We start from the raw sequence: 23,770 nt of genomic DNA, 5'->3' as shown, positions 1-23,770 counted from the left end.
CTCCAAACCGTATTCTTTTGCCAATTGAGCAAGAATGCGATCGCTTACCAACACCGAACGAATTGCCGCAAAATCCCCCACTGGGCAATCAGGATAATTTTCCCACAACACAACAGCCGCCACCAAGCGCACCACCGCATCGCCGACAAACTCCAGTTGTTCATAATTTGCCGACTCAGAGACAGTTGGATGAGTCAGCGCCAAATCAAGAAACTGCCACTTTATAGGTGCTTCTGTTGACAAACCTAATTTTTGTACTAAGTTTTCAAGCTGTCGTTGACGGCGTGGATAAGCGAGAGTCATTGGTCATTGGTCATTAACAAATGGCTAATGAGAAAAATAGGGGAGAGAGTGGGACATAAGCCGGGTTCTGTTCTCTTGCGAGGGCAGTTATCTATCTGGGACGCTTGTTACCAAACGCCTCTAGCGGCTCTCTTTTAACGGAACTGGTAAAAGACCAACCGTAGTTCCTATCGCCTTGCTCCCAACCGGGGTTTACCGAGCCAGCACCTCTCGATACTGCTGGTGCGCTCTTACCGCACCTTTGCACCCTTACCAAAGATTGGGTACTGGGGATTGGGTAATAGGGATTAGGAAGATTTTTTCCCAGTCCCTAGTCCCTAGTCCCCAATCCCTATTCCCGGCGGTATCTTTCTGTGGCACTATCCTCACGATCGCTCGCACTGGACGTTATCCAGCAAGTTTGGTCTTTCGGGAGTCCGGACTTTCCTCAAACCAGTGACTATGACTGATCTGCAACCGCCTGCGCCTACTCTCTCCTTAGATCCAGTGTAATCTTGGATGGCATAGTGTGTCTGATTAGTATTACTTTTTTTTATTCCAAGGTAGAGCGTAAGTCCAAGGTAGTTTCCTGACTGTGAAAGGACAATTGATAATGCTAATGGGAGGAAAATCACGACCTGGAGCTAGACCTAAACGCACCTCAGATATCCTGATCACCAGTTGCAGGGAAAAGTCTAACTCCTTTCTTCTGTTAATAAAGTCGTTGTACAACTTTTTTTGCAGCCCCTTGATATCAATTAGTGGTTTTTTTGCTGAATAGGTTCCAGTTACTTGATCGCGCTGGAAAACATCTTCTGCTGTTACTGTTTCAGAAAGTGTTTTCTTGGGGGCAATCAGGCTAGGACTTTGGGGTACTGCTAAATCGCGGGTTAAGTCTGGTGATTTCCGAATTACGCGGCGCGATTGCTTGCTATGTTCAACTACTAAAGAACTGTTGTCCCAGTCAACGTATACAGCAATATTTTCAGATTTATTTTCAATGCTAATTCCTAAATCTTTCAAATCGTCAATTGGGTATGAGGATTTGAGTTTAAAGGAAATCCCAATTTTATCGTCGAGATTGTTTTCTTTGAGTTGCTCATCAACGATTCCTTTTTTAAACTCAAATTTAATTTGATCATCGATGGATTCAACCATGCGGTTAAAAACGTATGAAACACCGATAATATAAATCGTTAAAACTACTAAATTCTGGTCGCTACTCCTCATAACTTAAAATATTAACTCCCGATGCTAATAAATGTATATTTGAGTCATGATCCATCTATAATTTTTAATTACGCTCGATTGTTACAGAATTTTGCAGCCAGCCTCGTCGCCAAAAAAACAATAGCAATCCAAGTGCGATCGCTAACATCACTGCCCAGCAAAGTGGATAACCCCAATACCAATTCAACTCAGGCATATTATATGGTGATTTTTCAGTATTAAAATTCATCCCATATATTCCGGCCACAAAAGTCAGTGGAATAAAAATTGTTGAAACTATCGTTAGTACCTTCATGATTTCATTCATTTTATTACTCACTGCCGAAAGGTACACATCCATTAATCCAGATGCTAGTTCTCGGTAAGTTTCCACCATATCCATCACTTGCACTGTATGGTCATAACAATCTCGCAAGTAGATTCGCACTTCTTCACTAATCAAATCGGGAGCATCTCGAATTAAGGAATTAATTGCATCTCGCTGGGGCCAGATAGCACGACGTAGTTGCAGTAATTCTCGCCTAATTTGATAAATATTTTGTAGTGTTTGTGGGGTAGGTCTGACTATTACCTCCTCTTCTAACTCTTCGATTCGCTCCCCATAAAGCTCCAGTACTGGGAAAAACCCATCAATAATCGCATCTAATAGAGCATAAGCTAAATAATCGGCTCCCTGTTTGCGAATGGTACCTTTGTTTTTTTCAATTCGCGATCGCACTCCTTCAAAGCAATCATGTTCTGGTTCTTCCTGTACTGTGAGCAAATAATGTTTTCCTAATATCAAACTCACTTGCTCACTGTAAAAACCACATGTTCTTTCCTTTGGTACTACCATCCGGGCAATGAATACCAATTGGTCTTCATAATCCTCTGTTTTGGGACGCTCCGGTACATTAACTATATCTTCTAAAACTAAAGGATGTAACTCAAAAACGTTACCCAATCGTTGTAATATATCTTGACTACCTAAACCTTGTACGTCTACCCAAGAAATCGATTCCATCTCTAAATATGAGACACACTCCTCTGGGGTTGTTATTTGTTCACGGATGAAATTGGTTTGGTTATAGTCAATCAAGAAAATTATCGGTGGTGGAGCATCTGCATCAATAAAAATGGTTCCAGGTACAGTCCCTGGTTGGTGATAGAACTCATCTTCACGTGGCTTATTTACTATTTTGGGAAGGCGATGCAGTTTTCGTGCCATACAATATTACCTAATATTTATTAGTGATTTTTCATTAGTAAAAATAATTGACTCGTGGCAACTGACAACTTACACTTAATTTTACAAAAATTAATACAAAGAGGGCAATTTTTAGATTAAGCAATTATTTAGGTTGCTAATTTGGTCATCAATATTTTGTTGGTAGTCAGTTGTACTCAAAAGTAAGCACTGAAAAGCCTCCTAAGGACACAGCAATGCTGTGTTCCTACGATACGTGTGGTTTAAATAGATGAAAACTGCTGTAAATTTATTTACGTTCAGTGAGTTACCAGCAATACAGATAACATATTGCTTCTGAATCAGCAATGCTATAAAAAAACAGTTTGCCTTGGTAAGACAAACTGCTTAAAAAATATTTATCTGGGTGAGCAGAAGTTAGAACATGCCGCCCATGCCGCCCATACCGCCCATGCCACCCATGCCGCCCATACCGCCCATACCGCCCATATCAGGGGCAGCAGCAGCAGATTTCTTCTCTGGCTTTTCAACAACGATCGCTTCGGTGGTTAAGACCAAACCAGCAATGGAACCAGCGTTTTGCAAAGCTGAACGCACGACTTTGGCAGGGTCGATAATACCCGCAGCGATCAAGTCTTCAAATTCGCCGGTGGCAGCATTGTAGCCAATGTTGAAGTCGCTATCCCGGACTTTCGAGACGATCACAGAACCTTCAGCACCAGCGTTGTCTGCTATTTGGCGCAAGGGGGCTTCTAGCGCTCGTTCGACAATATCAGCCCCAATTCTTTCTTCGTCATTTTGTAGGCTGTTTTTAATCTCTTCTACCTTCTTAGCTAAGTGAATTAGGGTCGTCCCGCCACCAGGAACAATACCTTCTTCCACAGCAGCTTTAGTAGCGTTCAGCGCGTCTTCAATCCGCAGTTTGCGGTCTTTGAGTTCGGTTTCGGTTGCCGCACCCACTTTAATCACTGCCACACCGCCAGCTAGCTTGGCGATGCGTTCTTGCAGTTTTTCTTTATCGTAGTCAGAATCGGTTTCTTCCAACTGTCTGCGAATTTGACCAATCCGCTTTTGTACTTCTGGCTTAGTGACACTGCCAGCTACAATTGTGGTGCTTTCTTTGTCAATGGTGATTTTGCGGGCAGTTCCCAGCGCTTCTAGAGAAGCGGTATCCAAACTTAAGCCGATTTCTTCAGAAATCAACTGTCCATCGGTGAGAATAGCAATATCTTCTAACAAAGCTTTGCGGCGATCGCCAAATCCAGGTGCTTTAATTGCAGCCACGGTTAGTACACCCCGCGCTTTGTTCACTACCAAAGTTGCCAAAGCATCACCTTCGACATCTTCAGCAATAATCAGCAAGGGCTGACCAGAACGGGCGACTTTTTCCAACACCGGCACTAAATCCTGGATGCTGCTGATTTTTTTGTCAGTAACCAAGATCCGGGCGTTTTCAAATTCCACGATTTGCCGCTCGTTGTTGGTGACGAAGTAGGGAGAAATGTAACCCCTATCAATCTGCATCCCTTCAACTACTTCTAGTTCAGTGGTTAGGGATTTAGATTCTTCAACGGTAATTACACCATCTTTGGTGACTTTTTCCATTGCTTGGGCTAACATTTGGCCAACTTCTTCATCGTTACCAGCAGAGACAGTGGCAACTTGAGCGATCGCACTTCCTTCTACTGGCTTGGCTATCTTGGCAATTTCTTGTACCAGCGCCTCAATAGTTTTGTCGATCCCGCGCTTCAAACTAACTGGGTTACTACCCGCCGCGACGTTCTTCAAACCTTCCCGAATCAAGGCCTGTGCTAAAACTGTGGCGGTGGTTGTACCATCCCCAGCGACATCTTTAGTTTTTGAGGCCACTTCTTGGATGAGTCTTGCACCAGTATTTTCCAAAGGATCTTCTAATTCAATTTCCTTGGCAACAGTGATACCATCGTTGACAATTTGAGGTGCGCCAAATTTTTTCTCTAAAAGGACATTGCGACCTTTGGGCCCCAAGGTGATTTTTACGGCATCAGCAAGGGCGTTAACACCCCTTTCTAGAGATCGCCGCGATTCCTCGTCAAATGCAATAATTTTCGCCATGTTTTATTTTTCTAGCGCTTCCATTAGACAATTTAGCACTCACAGCGCCAGAGTGCTAATCTCCCAAGCGGCTCAAGTTACAAATGGAAATAAAAAAATTGATTAATATACAGGTGATGCTCATATTACATACAGGCAGTAATGCTTGAATTGGGAGATGAATCTAGACAACTCCCTTAAGTCCCTCGGTATTGCCGACCCTAGCGGCACCGGCTGGTTGGCGGTAGTATTTACGTTTCTTTTGGCTTGCCTTGTAACGTGGCGTTTAATTCCGACAGTACGCAAATTCGCCTTGCGGGTAGGTTGGGCTGACCAACCCAATGCACGGCGGCTCAACCGAGAACCTTTACCCAATGCAGGCGGGCTGGCTATCTACGCGGGTGTGATTGCCGCACTGGTATTAGCTAGCCTTTTACGACCTATCGAACTCCAAAACGTATTGGCTCAGGTGCTTACTATTCTGTTGGGGGGTTCGATATTAGTCCTTGTGGGCTTTATCGATGATCAGTTCGGTTTACCGCCCTCTGTTCGTTTGTGGGCGCAAATTATTACGGCACTTTTACTGGTTGCTAATGGCATCAGCATTCATGTTATGTTTGGTACTCCCATAGACTCACTCCTGTCTATGTCGTTAACAGTACTTTGGGTAGTAGGAATTACCAATGCCATCAACTTGATGGATGGTATGGATGGTTTAGCGGGAGGAATCAGCTTTATTACCGCCATGAGTTTGTTGGGCGTTGCAGCCCAGTTTAACAATCGTGCAGCAGCAATCTTGGTATTAGCAGCCTTGGCAGGTGCTGCACTGGGCTTTTTACGTCACAACTTTCACCCCTCGCGGATCATTATGGGTGATGCCGGAGCATACTTTTTCGGCTATGTATTAGCAGCAACCAGTATTTTAGGTAGGCTGCAACAAAACACAGTTTATGCGCTAATTCCCACGGTTTTATTTCTGTTATTGCCAGTACTAGACACCACTCAAGTATTTGTGCGACGGCTATTAGCAGGAAATAACCCTCTCAGTACTCCTGGCAAAGACCACCTACACCACCGCTTACTTGCTTGGGGACTCTCACAGCGCCATGCTGCGTTCACACTTTGGTCAATTACCTTAGTTTTCAACTTGCTGGCTATGAGAATACAAGGCATGAGTTTGGCTGTGATGCTGACTACCGCCAGTAGCATTATCATTCTTTTGGGCTTTACTATCTGGCAAAGGATACGTCAACAGCCCTAATTCCTTGTAGGGTATGCATTGCAATGCTAGCCCTACTATGGTTTATTCAGTCCACCAAAAATTCAAGCTTGAGTTAAATCCTATATTCCGCTCTTTGGAGAGTGGAGAAATAATTAAGAATCTGGTTCCCAATTGTGCGATCGCCCTCAAAAAATACAAGCGAGAAAACAAAAGCAACGGGGAAGCGATCGCTATGCAATGTCCAAGGTGTGGCTAAACTCATAATTGCAAAAACTATATTAAAAGATTAGATAATATTTTTTACAAGATGATGGAAAAAAATTTAAAAGAAGATTGCGTTCTTCCGTTCAATTAACAATTTGATTAACTCCATTTAAAGTACGAATCTAAACTCATTGATTAAAATCGCTTTGGCCACTGTTAACGATGAATTTTTTTCTCTCCCGTCTATGCCTAATTTAGAGTTGATCGCTTCAACTATTCCTATTTCATCAATTATTAGTGCAGCTACTATTACTAAGTGATCTATATCTATTTATTAGTTTTGTTTGAAAGGATGTTTTAAACTCATCTAACAGGTTATGCTTGCTGAAAAGCAACATCCGCTAAACAACTCAAAAATGGCAATAAATCACAATCTTGGCGCGATCAAGGTGTCGGCGCTCATATTTCTATCTTGCAATTTTTACAAATATAAATACTTGGAAATACAAATTAATTCTTCTTCAAAAATGCTGTTGTGTCTATTTGCTATATAACAGATGTACATCATCTGGTTGCCCGTTATAGTTAAGTATCTTCACATTTAATATTAAGTACTTGTGTTACTTTTGCTCCCCTCAAGTTTGTGAATTCTGAACTATATAGTTGTTCAACTTAAGTATTAAATAAAATGATTACCAATAGTTTAGGAAAAGCAAAAACGTGAACCGTTTCCAAAAGCTGTCCTCAATTGTGTTCCTGCTATTAGCCTTCATTTATCCACCTGATTTGGCTGAAGCCAAGGATAATACTCTAAACAATGTTCTTAATGAACAGAGTCTTGACGCACAGACAAAATTAGTTGGAGGGCAAAGTGAAGAGCTTTTGTTAGCTCATCGACGGACTCGAAGACGTTATCACAGACGGCAACGGACTGGAAAATATTATTATCAACGCTGGAGGAATCGAGGACATTATAGACGACGCTATCGCACTGTACGTTATCACGGACAACCATATCGTCATGGAGAATGGGAACTTGTGCGCGATCGTCATGGACGATTAATGTATGATTGGCAGCGTTAATAGTAAACTTTACATCCAATTTTCCCAGAGAATCTTTATGCGTAAATCCTAATGTAGGCAGACTTATTCGAGTTATCTGATATTCCTGCTCAAAGTAGCGATTGGCAAGCGTCTACACAAATGCTTATTTGCCTGAAAAAATTAATGCAATGACCCTACTGGAACAGCTGCACGAGTGGGCGATCGCTATTAGTTTGTCAAGTTTGATTTAATAAGCTCATAGTTGGTGCTTTACCGCTAAAGCACCAACTACGAACAATTGCTACCCCTCAACTATTTAGGCCATCACCATACCGCCATCCACGTTAAAGACTTGTCCGGTGATGTAGTTGGCGGCGGGATCGGCGGCGAGGAAGCGCACCATCCCAGCGACTTCTTCGGGTTGACCGAAGCGGCCGAGTGGGATGTATTTGAGAATATCTTCGGGGTTGTTGAGGTCGCTGGTCATATCGGTGGTGATGAATCCAGGGGCGATGGCGTTAACGGTGATCCCGCGAGTAGCTAGTTCTTTGGCAACGCTTTTGGTGAAGCCGATTACACCTGCTTTGGCGGCGCTGTAGTTTGACTGACCTGGGTTGCCCATTTGCCCAGCAACGGAAGTAATGTTGATAATCCGCCCCGATCGCTGCTTAAGCATGATTTTACTGACGGCGCGTGTACATAAGAAAACACCAGTTAGATTAAGGTCTATCACAGCTTGCCAATCTTCTGGCTTCAAACGCAAAAGCAGTGTGTCGCGGGTAATACCTGCGTTGTTGACTAAGATATCCACACGGCTAAACTTTTCCATGACGCCGTTAACTAATGCATCTACTTGATCGCCTTTAGAAACGTCTGCTTGGATAGCGATCGCCTGACCTCCCGCATCTGTAATTTCTGTAACAACTGCCTCAGCAGCAGCACTGGAACTGGCATAATTGACAACTGCGATCGCTCCCTGTGTAGCTAATTCAATTGCGATCGCTCGTCCAATCCCTCGTGATGCACCTGTGACAATTGCGACTTTATTTTGTAATAGTGTCATTTAATGTTCCTCAATCTTAGAAATACCGCGCTAATTATCTTATGGTGATTTAGGGAACATCTGAATATTGTCTGGATAATTAAATATCTATAGTTATTTCTCTCTTAATAGATGAAAAACTTGAAGCAATATATTGTTGATTTAATTTATAGCTGTGACGCCTAATGGCCCATCGTAGACATCGCCCGATTGCACACACTAGAAAGTGTAACAGCTACAAGCATCGTAGGCATCTGTTTTGGGAATACCTGTATAATTATAGCTTTTCCTAATCAAATGAGTTATATTAGAGCAAGTAAGCAGCTTGCTCTTAGGGCGTTGGGGGTGGGGTTCTCTACCTACTCAACTAAGAACCGCTATAGTGATGTGTTTGGTCAGGATAAGTTTAAACACATATTTAATCCATATACACAAACAAGAATAATATACGAATTTTCTTATAATTATTTAAGATTTTTTGCTGGCAAATCATTCTATATTGACTAATTTAATCCTTTCCCAACAAAAACCCATAAACCTATACCGCTTTTATTTTCTAAGAATTACTATTAAAACAAACAATTGAAAATCGGTGTGTATCACATGGCAAATAAAAAGCAATTTAACAGCTTTGAAGAGATGCTGTCTGCTTCTGATGTACCTGTATTAGTAGATTTTTACGCTGACTGGTGTGGCCCATGCCAAATGATGGTGCCAATTTTAGAGCAAGTCAATGCCCAACTTAAGGATCGCCTGCGAATTGTCAAAATCGACACAGAGAAATATACAGATTTGGCTACTCAGTATAAAATTGCCGCTCTACCAACTTTAGTACTATTTAAGCAGGGTCAGCCTGTGGATCGGATAGAGGGAGTGATGCAAGCACCGCAGTTAGTGCAATATCTACAAACAAAGGTTTAAGCTAACACTTATAATTTGGATTTTAGCTGCTAGAGGCGCGGAATATCGCGTCTTTTTTAATGGGGTAGCAAAGCTTTTAGCCCCACAAATCACCATGTAAAATCTTAAGTAAATATTAAGCATATCTACTTATACGTCTAGAGAAAGTAGTTTAGAAATTGAGATGGCTATATTGTATAGATATAACAAAATATCTTGACAATTAAAGCAATACATGGATTATAAGCAGCAAAGACCTGACAAAGCCTATATTTGGGTAAATATTGATTTTGATAAAGTTAAACATAGAATAGATGCGGTGACTTGCCAGATTGAGCAGGTTATACAAAAGCACCAATTTTCCAATCAAACTGGTAAATTAGGGAAAAGAAATAATTAGGTTATCTGTAGGGCGATGTCTATGATGAACTACATTTACACAGTTTATTTTTAGTATAGCGAAGCGATCGCACCAGTTTTGCACAACAGATTTTGGGCAAAACGACTAGATTTTTGTAAAACACTAAATAATATTATTATTTGATAATTGTCCACCGAATTTATACTTGTTTATTAGTCATTATTTTATCCTAGACACTCCTTTTCAGGAGTGTTATTTTTGTGAGGATATCTGCTTACTAATTATGCTATAAAAGGATTTAGTTGTGGAGACAGATTCGCAAACATCAGTTCTTCAATCTTTATCAGATGTACAATTACATCTGTCTTAATTGGCAGCATAATTAACACTTGTATCTCATACTTCTGATATTGATTACAGAAAATTGCAAGAATTACTAGCAGAAGAAAAATGGCAGGACGCTGACAAAGAAACCTACTCTACTATGCTCAAAATATGTGAGCGTGAAGAAAAAGACTGATTAGATGATGGAGAAATTAAAATATTTCCTCGTCATGACCTTTATATTATTAATAAGCTTTGGGTTCAATATAGTGAAGGCAGATTTGGTTTTAGCGTCCAACAACGTATTTGGCAAGCCAAGAAAGATTGTAAGCGCTTTGCGTATAAAGTTGGATGGCTAACAAGTCTTGGCAATCATGAATGGGTTAAATATGAGGAATATACTTTCACCTTAGACGCACCTAAAGGGCACTTTCCATCTATATCTCGGTTAGTGGGTTTAGATTCTACAAACCTTAGTGGGGTTCAGCATCGAGTAAAGATTTTTTTGTCACAATACTAGTAAGACAGGGCAATATTGTTATTACTGTGAACTTTGTTACCCAATCTCTAAATCCCCCAATTTATTGGGGGACTTTGACTCCCTACTCCCAATCTATTAAAACGTAAAAGTAGTCCGAAGTACACCTACAGTTGTAGTCTCATTGTTGCTGTTACCTTCCGGGTTAAAGAGAACAAACGCACCAGGGGTAATGCTGATATTATCGCTAACTTGAAGGCGGTAATAGGCTTCTAAATGGTAAGGAGTCGCCCGATTGTCGCCTGTGGGCGTAAGTTGAGCAGAACCACCACTATCACTACGGTAAAGCGGCTGACCAAAAAGAATTCCGGCAGTGTTTCCTGACTTGAATAAATCTCTGAAGTGAACTCCCGCCATCCAACTTGTAAAGGTGGTGGAAGCATCCACGCTATTGGAAGCAGCATCAACAAATATTGCTGCACCGTAGCCAGATAATGCTATTTTGGGAGACAATCGCCATGTTACCGTACCGCCAACAGAGTTGAGTGTGACCGGTGTCCCTGCTGCAACCCCTGCTAAAGCACCGATATCACTACTAACTAATCCTGTAGCCAAAATATTGATTTCGTGATAACTGTGGGCATAGTTTAAACCAATATCCAGAGCAGGATTTGGCTTGAAGGTTAACTGTGTGGCAATAATACTACTACCACTAAATAAACCTGCTCCCAAAGGTGTAGTAGAAACTCCTGGTAGTGCCTCATTAGCAGATTTTTGGGTTAAATTGGCATTTGGATTGCCGTATAAAGCTCTTAAATCCAAATTGGGCGAAATATTAAAAATAAATCCCGCCGCCGATGCTAAACCAGTACCCGAAGTCCCACCAGAAACCCGTACCACAGGATTCAAGTTGCCAAAACGAGAAATTGACTCTTGTCCTTCACCATAAAAAGGCGTAATTGCTGGGAAAGCATCTGATGTTTCTGCCGCAGTTCCTGCAAACAAGGTTAATTTATTGGCGACGGGAAAGATATACAGCAATTTGTAAACCTGAATACTGTTTGCGCCTACACCCGACAAAGTATTGACATTTAACCCCGGAAATTGCGGCTCAAAACTGGTACGAGCGCTACTTGCACTTAAAAGCGGCGCAGCTAATCCTAAACTTTGTTGCAGGCTACCCTGTCCATCGGCTCCACCCAAAAAGTTATAGGCTTGCAATCCAGTAATTAATGAATCTTTACCAGTAAAGCTAGTGGTGAGATTTAACCGCACTCTATTGACTAGGATGATGTTCGGGTCACTGTCATTAGGAGCGCCACCGCTAGCACCAACACCAGCAATAATTACCTCACCATTAAGTTTGGTCGTAGTAGAAAACTGATTTGCTTCTAGTTCTGCTGTGCGAGCTTCTACAGCATCTACTCGACCTCGCAATGTTGCCAATTCTGCGGCAAATTGTTCTTGTAGTTTCTGCAACGTGGCTAAATCTTCTTTCTTGACCAAATCACCAGTTGCAGTCGCAATCAGTTCGTTGATTCGGTCTAAACAAGCATTTAAGCCAGCAGCAAATTCATAGCGAGTCATCGCCCGATTACCGCGATAGGTTTGATTGGGATAACCTGCGATACAACCATAGCGCTCGACTAATGATTGGAGTGCCTGAAAAGCCCAATCATTCGGCTGTACATCAGACAATTGGGATACGGATGTTACTTGTGCAAGTTTGTATGAGGTTGGAGATGAACTTGCAGGTTGTGGTATGATTGGCTGCCACAAGTTAACAGCAGAATCTACTTTTATATCTTGAATTTTTTGCTGTTGATTGACTGAGGGTAAATTTTTTTGAGTTTCATTAGCTATCAGCAATTTACTGGAGATATTATTTGTTAAATTGCTTTGATCAGAATAACTCTTTTCATAGCTGCCGTCATCTTGATTAACAGCTACGTTTTTATCTGCAATTTCTAAACTAGGAAGGGCTTGCACAGGTGATAACCCGACAATTAAACATAAAAATCCCATCCCACTAGCAGAAGCTAGTAGATATTTTGCCATGATCACTCCCAACACCTATAAAATAGTGGAAAAATTTATTGCGATTTTAAAATGAATTGATAAGTAAATTTAAAGTAGATTTAGCAAGAGAGTCTTGTTAACTTTAAATTTTGGATATCAGGATTTTTTCTGAATTAACTTACCAAAACATCAGCTTATATCGCAAGTATTAAATTCTAGTAAATACTATTTTGGGAAAGAATTAACAATACATCATATTGATAGTTTCTATAATTACGATAGCAATCCTAAATGGTTTTTGAACAATACATTACGTAAAATGCTTAATTCATAAGCCTTCCAAATTTTCTCTGTTCAAATATAAAATAGGATTGCTATATTGACAAAATAATAATTTACATAAGTCTGATTTTGTGATAAGGAATACAGGTATTGAACCGAAATCCTCGGCTCAATACTTAACAAAGAATAATTTACTCAAAAAAATTAAGAGACTGCGATCGCTGCTCAATTTGGGTGTAGCCTAAGATCGGGAAGAAAACAGCATATTGTAGTCCACGATTTCTCTAATTGAGATACTTCAAGTATTCAATCCCACCAATAGGCAACAACCACCGCATCACAATCCTGCTGAACATCCTCACCCCATAGCGCTCCTTCCAATCTAGTTCTCAGTCGGCGCTTCAGGCGCAAACCATAATCTTCATTCGTGCCATCACTTACCTCAACTGAATCAGCTCGCCATTTTTTGCCCAAGTCTAAAAGCTCTGACACTTTTGTATCTTGGTTCTCTGCAAGGATGTATAGTGTATCGGCAGGATAGGCAATGAAATGGATGATGCTGGTTTCAGGCATGGGACGATAGTTTGCCATTGCAAGTAGGGTATCGACCATACCACCAAAGCTTAAACCGTTTTCATCTGGTGCAAAGATTGGTTTTGTGAACAGAAAGCTTGCCCATAAATTTCTGTGGTTGGAAAGGTCAGTAATCACTTCTTCGCCATCAAACTCATTGAACTGACGCTGCCAAACCAAGGCAGCGAAGAGTTCTTGGGGAGAATATGATTTCGCAATCGATTGGATTTTGCCTAAATCAAGCATCATGTTGACGGTAAGTAATATTTTTAACAAAACATTTGTAACTACCCTTGCAGTTTATTTACCCAGTGCCTGCTATTCTTATAGTTACTTCGGTCTGTCATAGCAGATAGATTATCCTCGATAATGTTTTATTTGTAAGCGCTCATATACCATCGTGGTAGTGTGGGTGCTTTTACTTTATCAAGAAAGGCAGAAGGCAGAAGGAATATTGCCCTCTGCCTCCTGCCTTCTTCACGCGATTGGTGTTTGGTACACTAAGCTGATAATGAAGCTTTGACTTGACCAAAACGGCGATCGCGATTTTGGTAGCTCAACAAAGCTTGATGAAATGCTTCTCGATTAAAATCTGGCCAAAGAATATCGGTGAAATACATCTCTGTATACGCCATTTGCCACAAGAGGAAATTACTCAATCGCATCTCACCACTGGTACGAATCAGTAAATCGGGTTCTGGAGCATCTGCTGTGTAGAGGTTTTGTTCTATAAGACTTTCATTCACTTCTTGGGCGCTGAGTTCGCCTTGTTCCACGAGTTGAGCTACTTGACGACAAACTCTGGTAATTTCGTTGCGGCTACCGTAATTGACTGCAATCGTAAAGTGGATTGCTTGATTGTTCAATGTCTCTGTCATTGAACGTTCCATTTCTGTCTGTAGAGACTTTGGTAAAGCCGATAAATCTCCAATAAACGAGATTCGTACTTCTTCTTGATGCATTTGAGCTAACTCGCGGCGTAGTAATCGCTCAAACAAATGCATTAGAAAATCTACTTCTTCAACGGGACGCTGCCAATTTTCTGTTGAGAAAGCGTAGGCTGTCAACGCTTTAATTCCCCAATCTTTGCAGCAACGCAATAGTTCTTTGAGTGTCTTTGCTCCTTGGCGATGTCCAGCGATGCGCGGTAATCCTCGACTGCTTGCCCATCGTCCGTTACCATCCATGATGACAGCGATATGTTGGGGGATTTTTTGGGGATTTAAATCGGTGGGTAATTTTGATTTGTCATTTGTCATTTGTCATTTGTCCTTTGTTTTGACTAATTAGTTTCAAATAAATTTTGCAGATAGTCTGGTGTGAGGCTATTGTTCCAACTCCACAAGCGATGCATTGTGTAAGTGAAGGTGAAGAGGAGAGTTATTTTGTTGGTTAATGACCAAGCATTCCAGTTGAGGATACCCATCATCCGCCGAAGAGTACGCATGAGGTTGTTGCGTTGATAGTTTGGCGATCGCGTTTTGATTAGCGTGCGTCCAATTCGCATCAACCCAGTATCAGGGAAAGCCCAGACCCCAAACCCCCAGAATTTGGTCATGTGGTTGATTTCGTCTTGTGCTATTTCTTCTAAAACATCCTGGAGTGCGCCAGTAGTGTGAGCCATCAACCAAATATAAAGACAGGTAGCACCGTATTCTGTGGCAATGCGGTGTAAGCCGTGGCGATATAAGTCTTCTTTGGCGTCATCTGTGGGGAGATAGCTTCTAACTGTCCGAAGTTTTGGGGTAATTTTCTCGCCTGTTAATTGGGTGTAGATTTTGATTAATGCAGGTGTGTGCTGACGTTCTTCCTTTTCCCATAAACCAAGTTCCAGCAATTTGCCATCTTTACCGACAGTTCCACCAACAAACCGAGCCATCTGAGGATGCAATTTTTCCAAATACTGCCGACTGGTTTGGGTATAACCGCGAATGGGAGCTTCTGTATCCATCACACCGATCAATATAGATAGAAATACCTCTGCGTCTAAGCCGATAATTTGATTACGGTTAATTGTTTGCCAGTCGATGGGTTTCCAAAGACGTGGTTGGGGATTGGCAAACTGTAACGGTAAATCTTGCAGACGCTCGTGTAGTTTTTCGACTGCAATATATTTATCTATGAGGGAATGAATGCGGCGCTGTGTTTGCAAGTAATGAGGACTAGGATAGCTTTTACCTGCTAGGTCTTCTGTGATTAGGCTGAGGTTATTAAGCATATTTTTATACTTAAGCTTTTATCTTTATGCCCAATAGCCTAAGCGATCGCACTTGCTTTTGTCAGTCGGCTGAAGTCGGCAGTTTTATGTGATAGGGTTGCAAAAGTCGGGGAAAAAGTTGGTTATAGAAAATTTGGGTTTCAAACCTCGCCTTTCTAAGACGACTTTACAAAGTTAGAAGAGAGAATTGCAGAGAATGTGACGAAATTGTTAGAACAAGGGTAGATAAAAGTTGAGTAACAGAATAAATCATGAACGCTTATAAAACATATATTACTATTGCAGATCCAAAGCAGTTAGTATTATCTGATTTACCATTTAAAGCAGGACAGAGAGTTGAGGTGATTATTTTGACAGATGATAATCAAAGGGTTACTTTAGCAGAAGAATTAAAAAATTTATTTAAAGAAATACAAGCGATACACGCAGATAATCCCTTGACTGATGAAGAAATAGCAGCAGAAATTGAAGCTTATAGACGGGGAGAATGAAAGATTTTAATTGTGCTGATTTGATATTAATGATGAGCTAATCAGAGCAAAACAAAGATTTTAACTATAAAAAAGAATGATGTGCTTTTTAAGCTTTTAACACATCTTCATATTGTCTTTACGAGTTATCTATAAAAACTAGAATTTTTGCTGAGGTGGTTTTCGGTTGATATTTATCCCAAAGACTTGCCTGCACTACCTTCTGCCCTTTTTTAGTTTCATCGAACTCACGTTAATTTACCAGACGATATTGAGAAAGTAATAGAAGCTCGTATTTATAGTGGTTCAACAACAATAAATGATTTTCCATTAGCAGGTAATACTTTAGCATCTAACCTTCTAGCAGCAGAATTTACACAAGATTCAAATGCAGTGGTCATTTCTAATAGTGCCATCCGGCATCGTAGTATCGCACAAAATAATTCCTTTGATTCTGCGTTCATTTTCAATCCACAAAATATTAACCTCACTCAAGTCAACCCTAGTCAAATTGACTCGTCTCATACAGGGTTCTCCAAAAAATGTATTAGTGAGAATAGCCCCCGTCAAATTTACTTCGACCAAACCAGCCTCGCTGAAACTAGCTCCGCTCAATTCAGCTTTGCTCAAATCCACTCTATTCAAACTAGCTTCACACAAACTAGCCCCACTCAGGTCAGCTCCAACGAAGTTAACATCTTCCAAAACAACTCCTTCCAAATTTGCTCCACTCAAATCAACCCCACTAAAGTCTCGCTCTCCAGCTTCATAACGCCGGAAAAATTCTTCAACATCCATAACTCAACCCTCGCATTAGACAACATATACAAAGATAACCCACTCAACCTCTGGTCTACCCTCTTCGACCCCACCTTCAACATTGACCTCCAAATCGCTGACCTCCCCACAGGACAACTCGCCGTATATTAAAGGAATGCCTAAAATTTAACTAGCCACCTTTATGTCAACTATGTTAGCCCTCACCTATAAATTTAGGATGAGGGCTAATCTATTGTTAATAACAAATATGAGCAATCGCTCCCTTACGCTTCTGGCAGTTCCCCAAATTGCTGACGATAACGCTCAAGTTGTTTTTGCGCTAATTCAAGCTGTTCTTCTGGAGTTTGATAGCGCTTTCCTTGTTGATCGTACCAATACAAAACCTGACGTTGGATATTACCAGATACGTATTGCCCTCTACCAATTCCCAAACCAATTTCTGGCATCCAAAAGGGTTCACCAATTTGCAATTGATAGCTACCATCTACTAAGCGATAAACTTCAAAAGGTTGATGGCGTTCTCTTTGCCAATACTCTGGATTATAAATAATGTAGTACAGTACCCCTAACTTGGCATAAATGTCTAATTTTTTGTCGTATTCTCCACCCGGAGTTAAGGAGACAATTTCTAAAGCCAGGATAGGCACTATGTTATTTTCTTCCCAAACAACATAGCTTTTACGGGATTTATCTGCCTTGCGGCGTTCTACACCCAAGCTCAAAAATCCGTCTGGTACAATCGGCACAAATGGACTAACGCCTGTGGTATGGTAAACGCCCATATCCACACTGAAAAACCAGTCATTACGGTTTGCCCAAATATATTGCAGCAAGAAGAGAAGCAAATTGGGAATAAAGTTCTGGTCTTCGTTATCCACAGGGGTATCGTCTGAACAAGGAAGTTCAGCACTATTAGGCAATTTACAGGGGTCTGATTTCACCATAAGTAATGATGGTGCTAATGTTACCTAATGATTTTTATTTTATTAGACGAGAAGGCTTTATTCGGAAAAGTCGGGAAAAAAGTCGGATTTACAGAATCTTATCCGAAAACTCCAGCAATATAACTGTAGGTCATTTATAGTTGTCCTTAAAATCTGAACTACCCTTGTCGTTACACAATGGACGCTGAAGCAGCATTAGCATGGTTAGACGCCATAATTCCCCCTCAGACTGGGGAACGGTTGAGCGATTTGCAAAAAGTGATTCTTGTGCAAGTTTGGTTGGGTAGAAAATACTTGGATATCGCTCATTCTTACGGTTGTACGGAAGGACACGCTAAGGATGCTGGTTCTCAGTTATGGAAGCTGCTTTCTAAAGTATTGCGAGAAAAGATAACCAAAAGTAATTGTCGCGCTACTTTAGAGCGAGTTCTGAGAAAAACTACTGCTATATCATCCAGTCTGATTGATTACTCACGATCGCCCCATCCCACCCCAAAATTAGAGGATACCAACTTTATTGGACGAACAGAAGCGATCGCTCACCTGAATACTTTGGTAAATCAGGGATCGAAAGTGATTGTGATCCAAGGTGAAGGCGGTTTAGGCAAAACCACTCTAGCGCAGCAATATCTCCATCAGGGGTTTGAGTTGGTTTTGGAACTGCTGATGGCGAAGGAAACGCAGAATATCACCCCCGCCGAACGAGTAGTAGAGGAATGGCTCAAACAAGACTTTGATCAAGAACCTGGGGTAGAATTTGGGGTGACATTGGGACGACTCAAGCGCCAACTCCACAATCGGCGGATTGGGGTGTTAATTGACAATCTCGAACCTGCATTGGATCAACAAGGTGGGTTGATTGCTTCTCACCGCAACTATGTAGAACTCTTACGGGTGTTGGCTGATGCTAGGGTGCAGTCTGTTACTTTGATTACCAGCCGCGATCGCCTTTGTGAACCTGGGCTAAATGTAAATCACTATCGGCTTCCTGGTTTGGATCAAAGCGCATGGCAACAGTTTTTTAGCAACCGTGGGTTAGGCATCGACTCGCCAACTTTGCAAATCATGCATCGCACTTATGGCGGTAATGCTAAAGCTATGGGAATTCTCTGTGGTTCAATTCAGGAGGATTTTGATGGTGACATGGTTCTTTATTGGCAAGAAAATCATGCCGATCCGTTAGCAGCAACTGACTTAAAAAATTTAGTGGTTAGTCAAATCAATCGCCTACAAGCCCTCGATCCTCAAGCATATCGTCTGCTTTGTCGTTTGGGATGTTATCGTTACCAAGATATACCCACCATTCCATCTCAAGGATTGTTTTGTTTACTTTGGGATGTCCCACCCGATCAACATCGCCAAATTATCGCCTCTTTGAGAAATCGGTCTTTGGTGGAGTGCGATAAAGGTGAATATTGGTTGCATCCGGTGATTCGGAAAGAAGCGATCGCGCGTTTACGCCCCAGTAATGAATGGGAAATTGCCAACCACAAAGCCGCAGAATTTTGGACAACTAATGTTAAACAAATTGAAACCTTTAAGGATGCTTTGCAAGCTTTAGAAGCATATTATCACTACATAGATATTAATGAATTTGAATTGGCGGGTAAGGTCATTTTAAAAAGCCGAAATAATCAATGGCAACAGTTTTTACCTCTTGGTAGTACGTTGTATCGGATGGGTTTGATTCAGCCGATACTTGCGGCGATTAATCAAGTTGTTAATAATCTGGAAAATGACCAAAATCTCAGTGAGCTTTACAATATATTGGGTGATTTATATTGGATAACAGGTAATATTAGTCAAGCGATCACTTGTCAACAAAAGACTATTGCTCTGGCAACCCAAGCACTCAAATCACTTGTACCTCAGCCAGAAAATAAACATACAGTTTACTATCTGAGAATGCTAGAGGTAGATTCTTTATTAAGTATTGGTCTTTACAAAATAGATTTGTGGGAACTAAAGGCAGCCGCAAAGTTATTTCAACAAGTAATTTATTTGGCTCAAAATACCGAGCATCATCGCTGGGCAGAGAAAGCTTCAGTGTGTTTAGCTTTGGTATATTCTTATTTAGGTTTGCGTGATGCCTCATCTGGATTAGCAGATGTAGCTTATCAAAATATTACGAATGCAAAATTGGTAGAACAAACTGGAAGATTTGTCTATTTCATGCAAATTTTAGGTCAAACCTATGTAAATTTAGGAGATTTTTATAAAGCAAATCAAATACTCCAGCAAGCTTTGACTTTTGCTGAAGAAAGCCACTATATGCAGGTAAAAGCAAAAATACTAAATGGTTTAGCAGAAATCCATCGACAACAAACATTTGCATTAGCCCTTACTCATCATACAGAAGCAATCGAACTTTTAGATAAAATAGGTGCTAAGTGTGACCTGGCTGAAACTTATTTCCAATTAGGTTTAACTTATCAAAAGATGGCAAAGCCTGATAAGAGCCGAATGAATTTTAATCGAGCGATTCAACTATTCACTGAAATAAAAGCTCCGAAGCAAGTTGAAAAAATTTCCAACTGCGCTGCTCAAGGTTATATCAACCATTTCTGACATTGTTGAGTGCATATCCCTGCTTTCTGGTGCTGAACTATGCGTAGACGCTAAACTAAGGCATATTGCTAACACGCATCATACAATTTGCCTAATTGCGTTTGTGTAGCGTGCCATAGGCGATCGCTATTGATTTGAGTGGAAATTATTTTAAGCGATCGCACATCCTCGACAAACAGCAATATCTGACGACAAATCGAGGAAGTGTCTACAGTTTTGCAATTCTTTAGATAAATAAATGCGTTGGCGTAGCCCGCCGCAGGCATCGCTCATCTCACCTTTTTATATCAATTAATTATGGGGTTATCTGATTGCCAATATTTTTTATCCACTAAATCTTAAATTTGTCAATATCTACTGTCTACAGCTAAAATTTAATCTTAGAATCAAGTCCTTAGCTAAACTAGAGACTAACTAGGTCGGCGTAAATCATTATCGTTGGGATAAGACAGGGGGCAGAGGCCAGAGAGCAGGGGGAAAATGGGTTTGAGCCTTGTTTACTTTTCTTTACACAGTTTGCTTTTATTGTGCCGACTTATTTACACTGTGGCGGAAGTTTGCCTACCTTTAACAAGGGGCAAAATCCCCTTGTTAGTCTGGTTAATTGAGATGGTAGGTGGATTTACACGCCCGCTTTACTAGTTGCTATGTCTTTCGATCTTGAAGGAAATCTGGTCAAATGGTAGAGATAATTTGTCAGCTAACGCGTCTGTCAAGTCAACTAATACTACAAAAATGGCTTAATAGTTTAGGGATTGTGACACTTAGTTCGTCTAATTGCTCATAATAATAAAAGTAACACTTCAGCAATTTACTGTTGTACTCTATTAGTAAATCATAACTATATTTTTAACTATGACTACGCAAACACTACCTCCACCAGAAGTTTATCAAGGTCAGTTTGGGGAATTTACAATTACTCAGAGCGATCGCACTGGCGTAATTATCTACCGCGCTGGGTTAATGGTAGCAGCACTGAGCTTTGCCATAGGCAGTGCTTTGGTTTTGCTCAACAATAACCCGACTATTTTTACCGCACTTACACCTCTATATACTTGTTTTAGTGTCGCTCTTGGTGTAAGTTTATTTACCATTCATATCTATATGGCATCACTGCACCGAATATTGCAAATTTTTTGGGCGATCGGTAGTATAGCATCAGTGATTCTGGCAATCTCTAGTAGTGAACCTTTAGCTCTTACTGTTTACAATCACCCTCTTACCTTATTTGGAGTTGGATTTATCTTCGTTGCTTTGACAGGTATTTATTTTAAAGAGGCCTTTTGCTTCAATCGCCTGGAAACCAAGCTATTAACTCTAATAGTACCGCTACTATTGTTAGGACATTTGGTGGGAATTTTACCAACTCAGGGGGAAAGTGTTTTATTAGGAATTTGGGCAACGTTGTTTTTGGTATTTGCCCTGCGAAAAACAGTGCAAGCAATTCCTGCTGATATCGGAGACAAATCTGTATTTACTTACTTGAAAGAACAACGTTTAGCTAAGGTTTAGTGCAGAAAAAAAATCGTCGGTGTCGAAAATTTCCAAAAATCAAACTAATAAAACGCCAAGAAATGTGGACACTTACGGCTCAGGGGTGGGCGATTGCAATCGCTTTGATTGCTTATTTAATATTTTTCACTATTACTCATGTGCACTCATTTCTCGCCGTGACTTCCCCGATCAAATCAGCAGAAGTATTAGTTGTTGAAGGATGGCTACCAGATTATGCCATACAACAAGCTTTGACTGAATTTAAAAACGGTTCTTATAGTCTAGTAATTACCACGGGAGGCTCAATAGAAAAAGGAATTTATCTTAGCGAATACAAGAACTTTGCAGAAGTGTCAGCCGCCACCTTCAAGAAACTCGGTTTAGAATCAGAGAAGGTGGTAGCTGTGCCGACACCTGTGGTAATCAAGGATCGTAGTTATGCATCTGCTGCCGAATTTAATCGCTGGCTATCCGATTCCAATTTAAAGCTACAATCAATTAATGTTTTTTCTTTGGACGTTCACACCCGTAGAAGTTGGTTGCTGTTCAAAAAACTACTTAGCCCTAATAACATCAAAGTTGGTGCGATCGCTGCCAAAACACAAGATTATGATCCAAACAAATGGTGGGATTATAGCCAAGGTGTACGGACAATTATTGATGAAGGCATAGCTTATATTTATGCGCGGTTTTTGAATTGGAAATCCTAAAAGTAATAATTCGTAATTCGTAATTTTGAGTTACAAACTACGAATTAGGGACTTCCAAAAAATAAATTATCCCAAATTATTTGTAAATTTGTAGGGACGCACTGCGCCCCCACCATCGGGTGCTTTTACTTCTCCAGGATTTGTAATAATGCTTGTCGGTAAATTTTTAGACCCTCTGCGTTCAGATGATCGCCATCGCTTGACAAATTCTCTTTAAGAACATTATTTTCATACAATGGTGCTACTCCTGCTGCTGCAACTGGCACTTTTTCTATTTCAGCAACTTTATTAATCAAAGCATTAATTTGTTCAACTCTAGAATTTGGGGCTGATATAGTTGGATCTGAGCTTGCTGCAACTGTTGAATAAAAAGCCGGAATGAGAAAAATCTCTTTATTTCCCATTGTGCGGACAAGTGCGATCGCTTCTTGCAGATTTTTGCTAAACAACTCATTACTAATTCCATACCAAGCATCATTTCCACCAACGGCAATAATAGCTTTTTCGCATTTAACTTTAGTAGGAATTAAACTTTTTAGTTGTTCCACTAATGAGATTGTACTCAAGCCATTTAACCCAAAATTAAAAGTACCATTCCCAAGGGTATTACCAAGTTCAGCCGAAACAGAATCACCAAATAAGCAACCTGAAAACTGTTTATTTTGGGCGGCAAGTATTTGATATTGCAGTGCAATTTTTCCTAAAGGTGAAGAACTTACATTGTCCTTTGGAGGTGCATCAGCAGAACCAGAAGAGGAATTTGCCATGCCGACTAGCTTAGAAATTTTTGACACATCAACAACTAGTTGATTACTGGGATAGGCTGCTAGAAAGCTGACTAATCCTAGACCTTCTGGTGATTTTGCTCCTATGATAATCGCAGATCGTAGGGCTTGTATACTGGCTTGATCGCGACGGGCGATCGCAACGGATGCAAAAGATAAAATTTGCTTGCCCATTCCTGTATTTATCAGCTTATCTAAAGCCACAATATCAAGAGACATTTTTACCTGAAGAGCATCTTGGAACTTCTGTTTCTCCTCAGGGCTGAGGTAATGTAAGAAAGATTGCAGATCGGCAGAAACCTTTTGGTTGTCGGCATAGTTGCGTATATCTGCCACAGGGATCGATCGCTCAAACAATCCGTATCTGATAGTAACTTTCTCAGCCGCCAAACTAGGCAACGAACCAAGTCCACTGTGCAACAGTAAAAATATTAAGCATCCAGATAGGCTTATTAAAAGACGATAGAAATATTTCATCACACAAAATAAGAAGACAGTCAATAGTTAATAGTCAAGAGTCAAGAGTTAAAAGTCAAGGGGTTAGTCATTAGTCATTAATTATTCTTCCCCTGCCTCCCCTG

22 protein-coding genes, 1 other RNA gene and 2 pseudogenes (1 of these 25 cut by a window edge) are annotated in these 23,770 nt (G+C 40.7%); 10 read left to right on the top strand and 15 right to left on the bottom strand.

The annotated features are described in order from the left end of the window. From rnc to groL, 5 genes and pseudogenes are all read right to left on the bottom strand, one after another. A pseudogene (rnc, locus tag ACFE90_RS18700) lies at nt 1–303 on the bottom strand (ribonuclease III) (its annotated part extends 426 nt beyond the left edge of the window); the annotation flags it as partial. Nucleotides 304–344: 41 nt separating this feature from the next. Beyond that, nucleotides 345–776, bottom strand: an RNA gene (gene rnpB / locus ACFE90_RS18695) — RNase P RNA component class A. A 49-nt stretch (nt 777–825) separates the two neighbouring features. Next, nucleotides 826–1,512, bottom strand: a complete 687-nt coding sequence (locus ACFE90_RS18690) for a hypothetical protein (protein ID WP_375503082.1) — start codon at nt 1,510–1,512, stop codon at nt 826–828. Nucleotides 1,513–1,576: 64 nt separating this feature from the next. Beyond that, nucleotides 1,577–2,719 (bottom strand): magnesium/cobalt transporter CorA, encoded by a 1,143-nt coding sequence (gene corA, locus ACFE90_RS18685; RefSeq protein ID WP_375503080.1) that lies wholly within the window; start codon nt 2,717–2,719, stop codon nt 1,577–1,579. A gap of 396 nt (nt 2,720–3,115) precedes the next feature. Continuing rightward, nucleotides 3,116–4,792, bottom strand: a complete 1,677-nt coding sequence (groL, locus tag ACFE90_RS18680) for a chaperonin GroEL (RefSeq protein ID WP_375503078.1) — start codon at nt 4,790–4,792, stop codon at nt 3,116–3,118. 157 nt (nt 4,793–4,949) lie between these two features. Between groL and ACFE90_RS18675 the strand changes: the two genes are divergently transcribed. Next, a complete protein-coding gene (locus tag ACFE90_RS18675; protein WP_375503076.1) occupies nt 4,950–6,032 on the top strand; it encodes an MraY family glycosyltransferase in 1,083 nt (360 codons plus the stop codon). Nucleotides 6,033–6,069: 37 nt separating this feature from the next. After that, nucleotides 6,070–6,249, top strand: coding sequence for a hypothetical protein (locus tag ACFE90_RS18670; protein WP_375503074.1), 180 nt, complete (start codon nt 6,070–6,072; stop codon nt 6,247–6,249). A 117-nt stretch (nt 6,250–6,366) separates the two neighbouring features. Here the strand turns inward: ACFE90_RS18670 and ACFE90_RS18665 are convergent, their stop codons facing one another. Continuing rightward, nucleotides 6,367–6,522 carry a DUF4277 domain-containing protein gene (locus ACFE90_RS18665; protein ID WP_375503086.1) on the bottom strand — a complete coding sequence of 52 codons (156 nt, stop codon included), beginning with the start codon at nt 6,520–6,522 and terminating at the stop codon, nt 6,367–6,369. A gap of 395 nt (nt 6,523–6,917) precedes the next feature. Between ACFE90_RS18665 and ACFE90_RS18660 the strand changes: the two genes are divergently transcribed. Further along, nucleotides 6,918–7,280 (top strand): hypothetical protein, encoded by a 363-nt coding sequence (locus tag ACFE90_RS18660; RefSeq protein WP_375503072.1) that lies wholly within the window; start codon nt 6,918–6,920, stop codon nt 7,278–7,280. Between the two features lie 277 nt (nt 7,281–7,557). Here the strand turns inward: ACFE90_RS18660 and fabG are convergent, their stop codons facing one another. Beyond that, entirely contained in the window at nt 7,558–8,304 is a 747-nt protein-coding gene (gene fabG, locus ACFE90_RS18655; protein ID WP_375503070.1) for a 3-oxoacyl-[acyl-carrier-protein] reductase, read from the bottom strand. Nucleotides 8,305–8,886: 582 nt separating this feature from the next. On the opposite strand from fabG, the gene trxA reads away from it, so the two are divergent. The 3 genes and pseudogenes from trxA to ACFE90_RS18640 all read left to right on the top strand — a co-directional run bounded on the left by trxA (nt 8,887) and on the right by ACFE90_RS18640 (nt 10,388). After that, nucleotides 8,887–9,204, top strand: a complete 318-nt coding sequence (gene trxA, locus ACFE90_RS18650) for a thioredoxin (RefSeq protein ID WP_229553274.1) — start codon at nt 8,887–8,889, stop codon at nt 9,202–9,204. Nucleotides 9,205–9,418: 214 nt separating this feature from the next. After that, the gene (locus ACFE90_RS18645) at nt 9,419–9,583 is read left to right on the top strand and encodes a hypothetical protein (RefSeq protein WP_375503068.1); all 165 of its coding nucleotides are present in this window, start codon (nt 9,419–9,421) and stop codon (nt 9,581–9,583) included. 370 nt (nt 9,584–9,953) lie between these two features. Next, nucleotides 9,954–10,388: pseudogene (locus ACFE90_RS18640) on the top strand (GUN4 domain-containing protein). A 96-nt stretch (nt 10,389–10,484) separates the two neighbouring features. Here ACFE90_RS18640 and ACFE90_RS18635 read toward each other — a convergent pair. The 4 genes from ACFE90_RS18635 to ACFE90_RS18620 form a co-directional block, all read right to left on the bottom strand. Beyond that, nucleotides 10,485–12,404, bottom strand: coding sequence for an iron uptake porin (locus tag ACFE90_RS18635; protein WP_375503066.1), 1,920 nt, complete (start codon nt 12,402–12,404; stop codon nt 10,485–10,487). Nucleotides 12,405–12,953: 549 nt separating this feature from the next. Next, nucleotides 12,954–13,496 carry a hypothetical protein gene (locus tag ACFE90_RS18630; protein WP_375503064.1) on the bottom strand — a complete coding sequence of 181 codons (543 nt, stop codon included), beginning with the start codon at nt 13,494–13,496 and terminating at the stop codon, nt 12,954–12,956. Between the two features lie 224 nt (nt 13,497–13,720). Next, nucleotides 13,721–14,479, bottom strand: a complete 759-nt coding sequence (locus ACFE90_RS18625; protein ID WP_375503062.1) for an isoprenyl transferase — start codon at nt 14,477–14,479, stop codon at nt 13,721–13,723. Between the two features lie 23 nt (nt 14,480–14,502). After that, complete coding sequence (locus tag ACFE90_RS18620; protein ID WP_375503060.1) at nt 14,503–15,438, bottom strand: ferritin-like domain-containing protein; 936 nt, start codon at nt 15,436–15,438, stop codon at nt 14,503–14,505. A 251-nt stretch (nt 15,439–15,689) separates the two neighbouring features. On the opposite strand from ACFE90_RS18620, the gene ACFE90_RS18615 reads away from it, so the two are divergent. Further along, nucleotides 15,690–15,929, top strand: coding sequence for a hypothetical protein (locus tag ACFE90_RS18615; protein WP_375503058.1), 240 nt, complete (start codon nt 15,690–15,692; stop codon nt 15,927–15,929). A 363-nt stretch (nt 15,930–16,292) separates the two neighbouring features. On the opposite strand, the gene ACFE90_RS18610 is transcribed toward ACFE90_RS18615, so the two are convergent. Together ACFE90_RS18610 and ACFE90_RS18605 are read right to left on the bottom strand one after the other, a co-directional pair. Further along, a complete protein-coding gene (locus ACFE90_RS18610; protein ID WP_375503056.1) occupies nt 16,293–16,706 on the bottom strand; it encodes a pentapeptide repeat-containing protein in 414 nt (137 codons plus the stop codon). 245 nt (nt 16,707–16,951) lie between these two features. Next, nucleotides 16,952–17,632: a Uma2 family endonuclease gene (locus tag ACFE90_RS18605; RefSeq protein WP_375503054.1), complete on the bottom strand. Its 681-nt coding sequence runs from the start codon at nt 17,630–17,632 to the stop codon at nt 16,952–16,954. Between the two features lie 177 nt (nt 17,633–17,809). Here ACFE90_RS18605 and ACFE90_RS18600 point away from each other — a divergent pair, with 177 nt between their 5' ends. Continuing rightward, entirely contained in the window at nt 17,810–20,200 is a 2,391-nt protein-coding gene (locus ACFE90_RS18600; RefSeq protein WP_375503052.1) for a tetratricopeptide repeat protein, read from the top strand. Between the two features lie 68 nt (nt 20,201–20,268). Here ACFE90_RS18600 and ACFE90_RS18595 read toward each other — a convergent pair whose 3' ends face one another. Further along, nucleotides 20,269–20,466: a hypothetical protein gene (locus ACFE90_RS18595; RefSeq protein ID WP_375503050.1), complete on the bottom strand. Its 198-nt coding sequence runs from the start codon at nt 20,464–20,466 to the stop codon at nt 20,269–20,271. A 589-nt stretch (nt 20,467–21,055) separates the two neighbouring features. Between ACFE90_RS18595 and ACFE90_RS18590 the strand changes: the two genes are divergently transcribed. Continuing rightward, nucleotides 21,056–21,712 (top strand): DUF2301 domain-containing membrane protein, encoded by a 657-nt coding sequence (locus ACFE90_RS18590; protein WP_375503048.1) that lies wholly within the window; start codon nt 21,056–21,058, stop codon nt 21,710–21,712. Nucleotides 21,713–21,870: 158 nt separating this feature from the next. Next, nucleotides 21,871–22,404, top strand: a complete 534-nt coding sequence (locus ACFE90_RS18585; protein ID WP_375503046.1) for a YdcF family protein — start codon at nt 21,871–21,873, stop codon at nt 22,402–22,404. A gap of 125 nt (nt 22,405–22,529) precedes the next feature. On the opposite strand, the gene ACFE90_RS18580 is transcribed toward ACFE90_RS18585, so the two are convergent. Continuing rightward, nucleotides 22,530–23,666: an alpha/beta hydrolase gene (locus tag ACFE90_RS18580; protein ID WP_375503084.1), complete on the bottom strand. Its 1,137-nt coding sequence runs from the start codon at nt 23,664–23,666 to the stop codon at nt 22,530–22,532. Nucleotides 23,667–23,770 lie beyond the last annotated feature (104 nt).

This window comes from uncultured Nostoc sp., from assembly GCF_964245445.1.
In the GTDB taxonomy this organism is placed as follows: Bacteria; Cyanobacteriota; Cyanobacteriia; order Cyanobacteriales; family Nostocaceae; genus Nostoc.
Note: the sequence above shows the minus strand (reverse complement) of the source record. Positions and strands in the feature narration are given on the sequence as shown.

Bases quoted from the DNA above. Each gene is read 5' to 3' on its own strand.
- fabG (WP_375503070.1), bottom strand. From the start codon at position 8,304: ATGACACTATTACAAAATAAAGTCGCAATTGTCACAGGTGCATCACGA.
- ACFE90_RS18610 (WP_375503056.1), bottom strand. From the start codon at position 16,706: ATGGATGTTGAAGAATTTTTCCGGCGTTATGAAGCTGGAGAGCGAGAC.
- ACFE90_RS18675 (WP_375503076.1), top strand. From the start codon at position 4,950: ATGAATCTAGACAACTCCCTTAAGTCCCTCGGTATTGCCGACCCTAGC.
- ACFE90_RS18645 (WP_375503068.1), top strand. From the start codon at position 9,419: ATGGATTATAAGCAGCAAAGACCTGACAAAGCCTATATTTGGGTAAAT.
- ACFE90_RS18580 (WP_375503084.1), bottom strand. From the start codon at position 23,666: ATGAAATATTTCTATCGTCTTTTAATAAGCCTATCTGGATGCTTAATA.
- ACFE90_RS18595 (WP_375503050.1), bottom strand. From the start codon at position 20,466: ATGCCTGCGGCGGGCTACGCCAACGCATTTATTTATCTAAAGAATTGC.
- corA (WP_375503080.1), bottom strand. From the start codon at position 2,719: ATGGCACGAAAACTGCATCGCCTTCCCAAAATAGTAAATAAGCCACGT.
- trxA (WP_229553274.1), top strand. From the start codon at position 8,887: ATGGCAAATAAAAAGCAATTTAACAGCTTTGAAGAGATGCTGTCTGCT.
- ACFE90_RS18615 (WP_375503058.1), top strand. From the start codon at position 15,690: ATGAACGCTTATAAAACATATATTACTATTGCAGATCCAAAGCAGTTA.
- ACFE90_RS18690 (WP_375503082.1), bottom strand. From the start codon at position 1,512: ATGAGGAGTAGCGACCAGAATTTAGTAGTTTTAACGATTTATATTATC.
- groL (WP_375503078.1), bottom strand. From the start codon at position 4,792: ATGGCGAAAATTATTGCATTTGACGAGGAATCGCGGCGATCTCTAGAA.
- ACFE90_RS18635 (WP_375503066.1), bottom strand. From the start codon at position 12,404: ATGGCAAAATATCTACTAGCTTCTGCTAGTGGGATGGGATTTTTATGT.
- ACFE90_RS18670 (WP_375503074.1), top strand. From the start codon at position 6,070: ATGGTTTATTCAGTCCACCAAAAATTCAAGCTTGAGTTAAATCCTATA.
- ACFE90_RS18620 (WP_375503060.1), bottom strand. From the start codon at position 15,438: ATGCTTAATAACCTCAGCCTAATCACAGAAGACCTAGCAGGTAAAAGC.
- ACFE90_RS18600 (WP_375503052.1), top strand. From the start codon at position 17,810: ATGGACGCTGAAGCAGCATTAGCATGGTTAGACGCCATAATTCCCCCT.
- ACFE90_RS18590 (WP_375503048.1), top strand. From the start codon at position 21,056: ATGACTACGCAAACACTACCTCCACCAGAAGTTTATCAAGGTCAGTTT.
- ACFE90_RS18625 (WP_375503062.1), bottom strand. From the start codon at position 14,479: ATGACAAATGACAAATCAAAATTACCCACCGATTTAAATCCCCAAAAA.
- ACFE90_RS18605 (WP_375503054.1), bottom strand. From the start codon at position 17,632: ATGGTGAAATCAGACCCCTGTAAATTGCCTAATAGTGCTGAACTTCCT.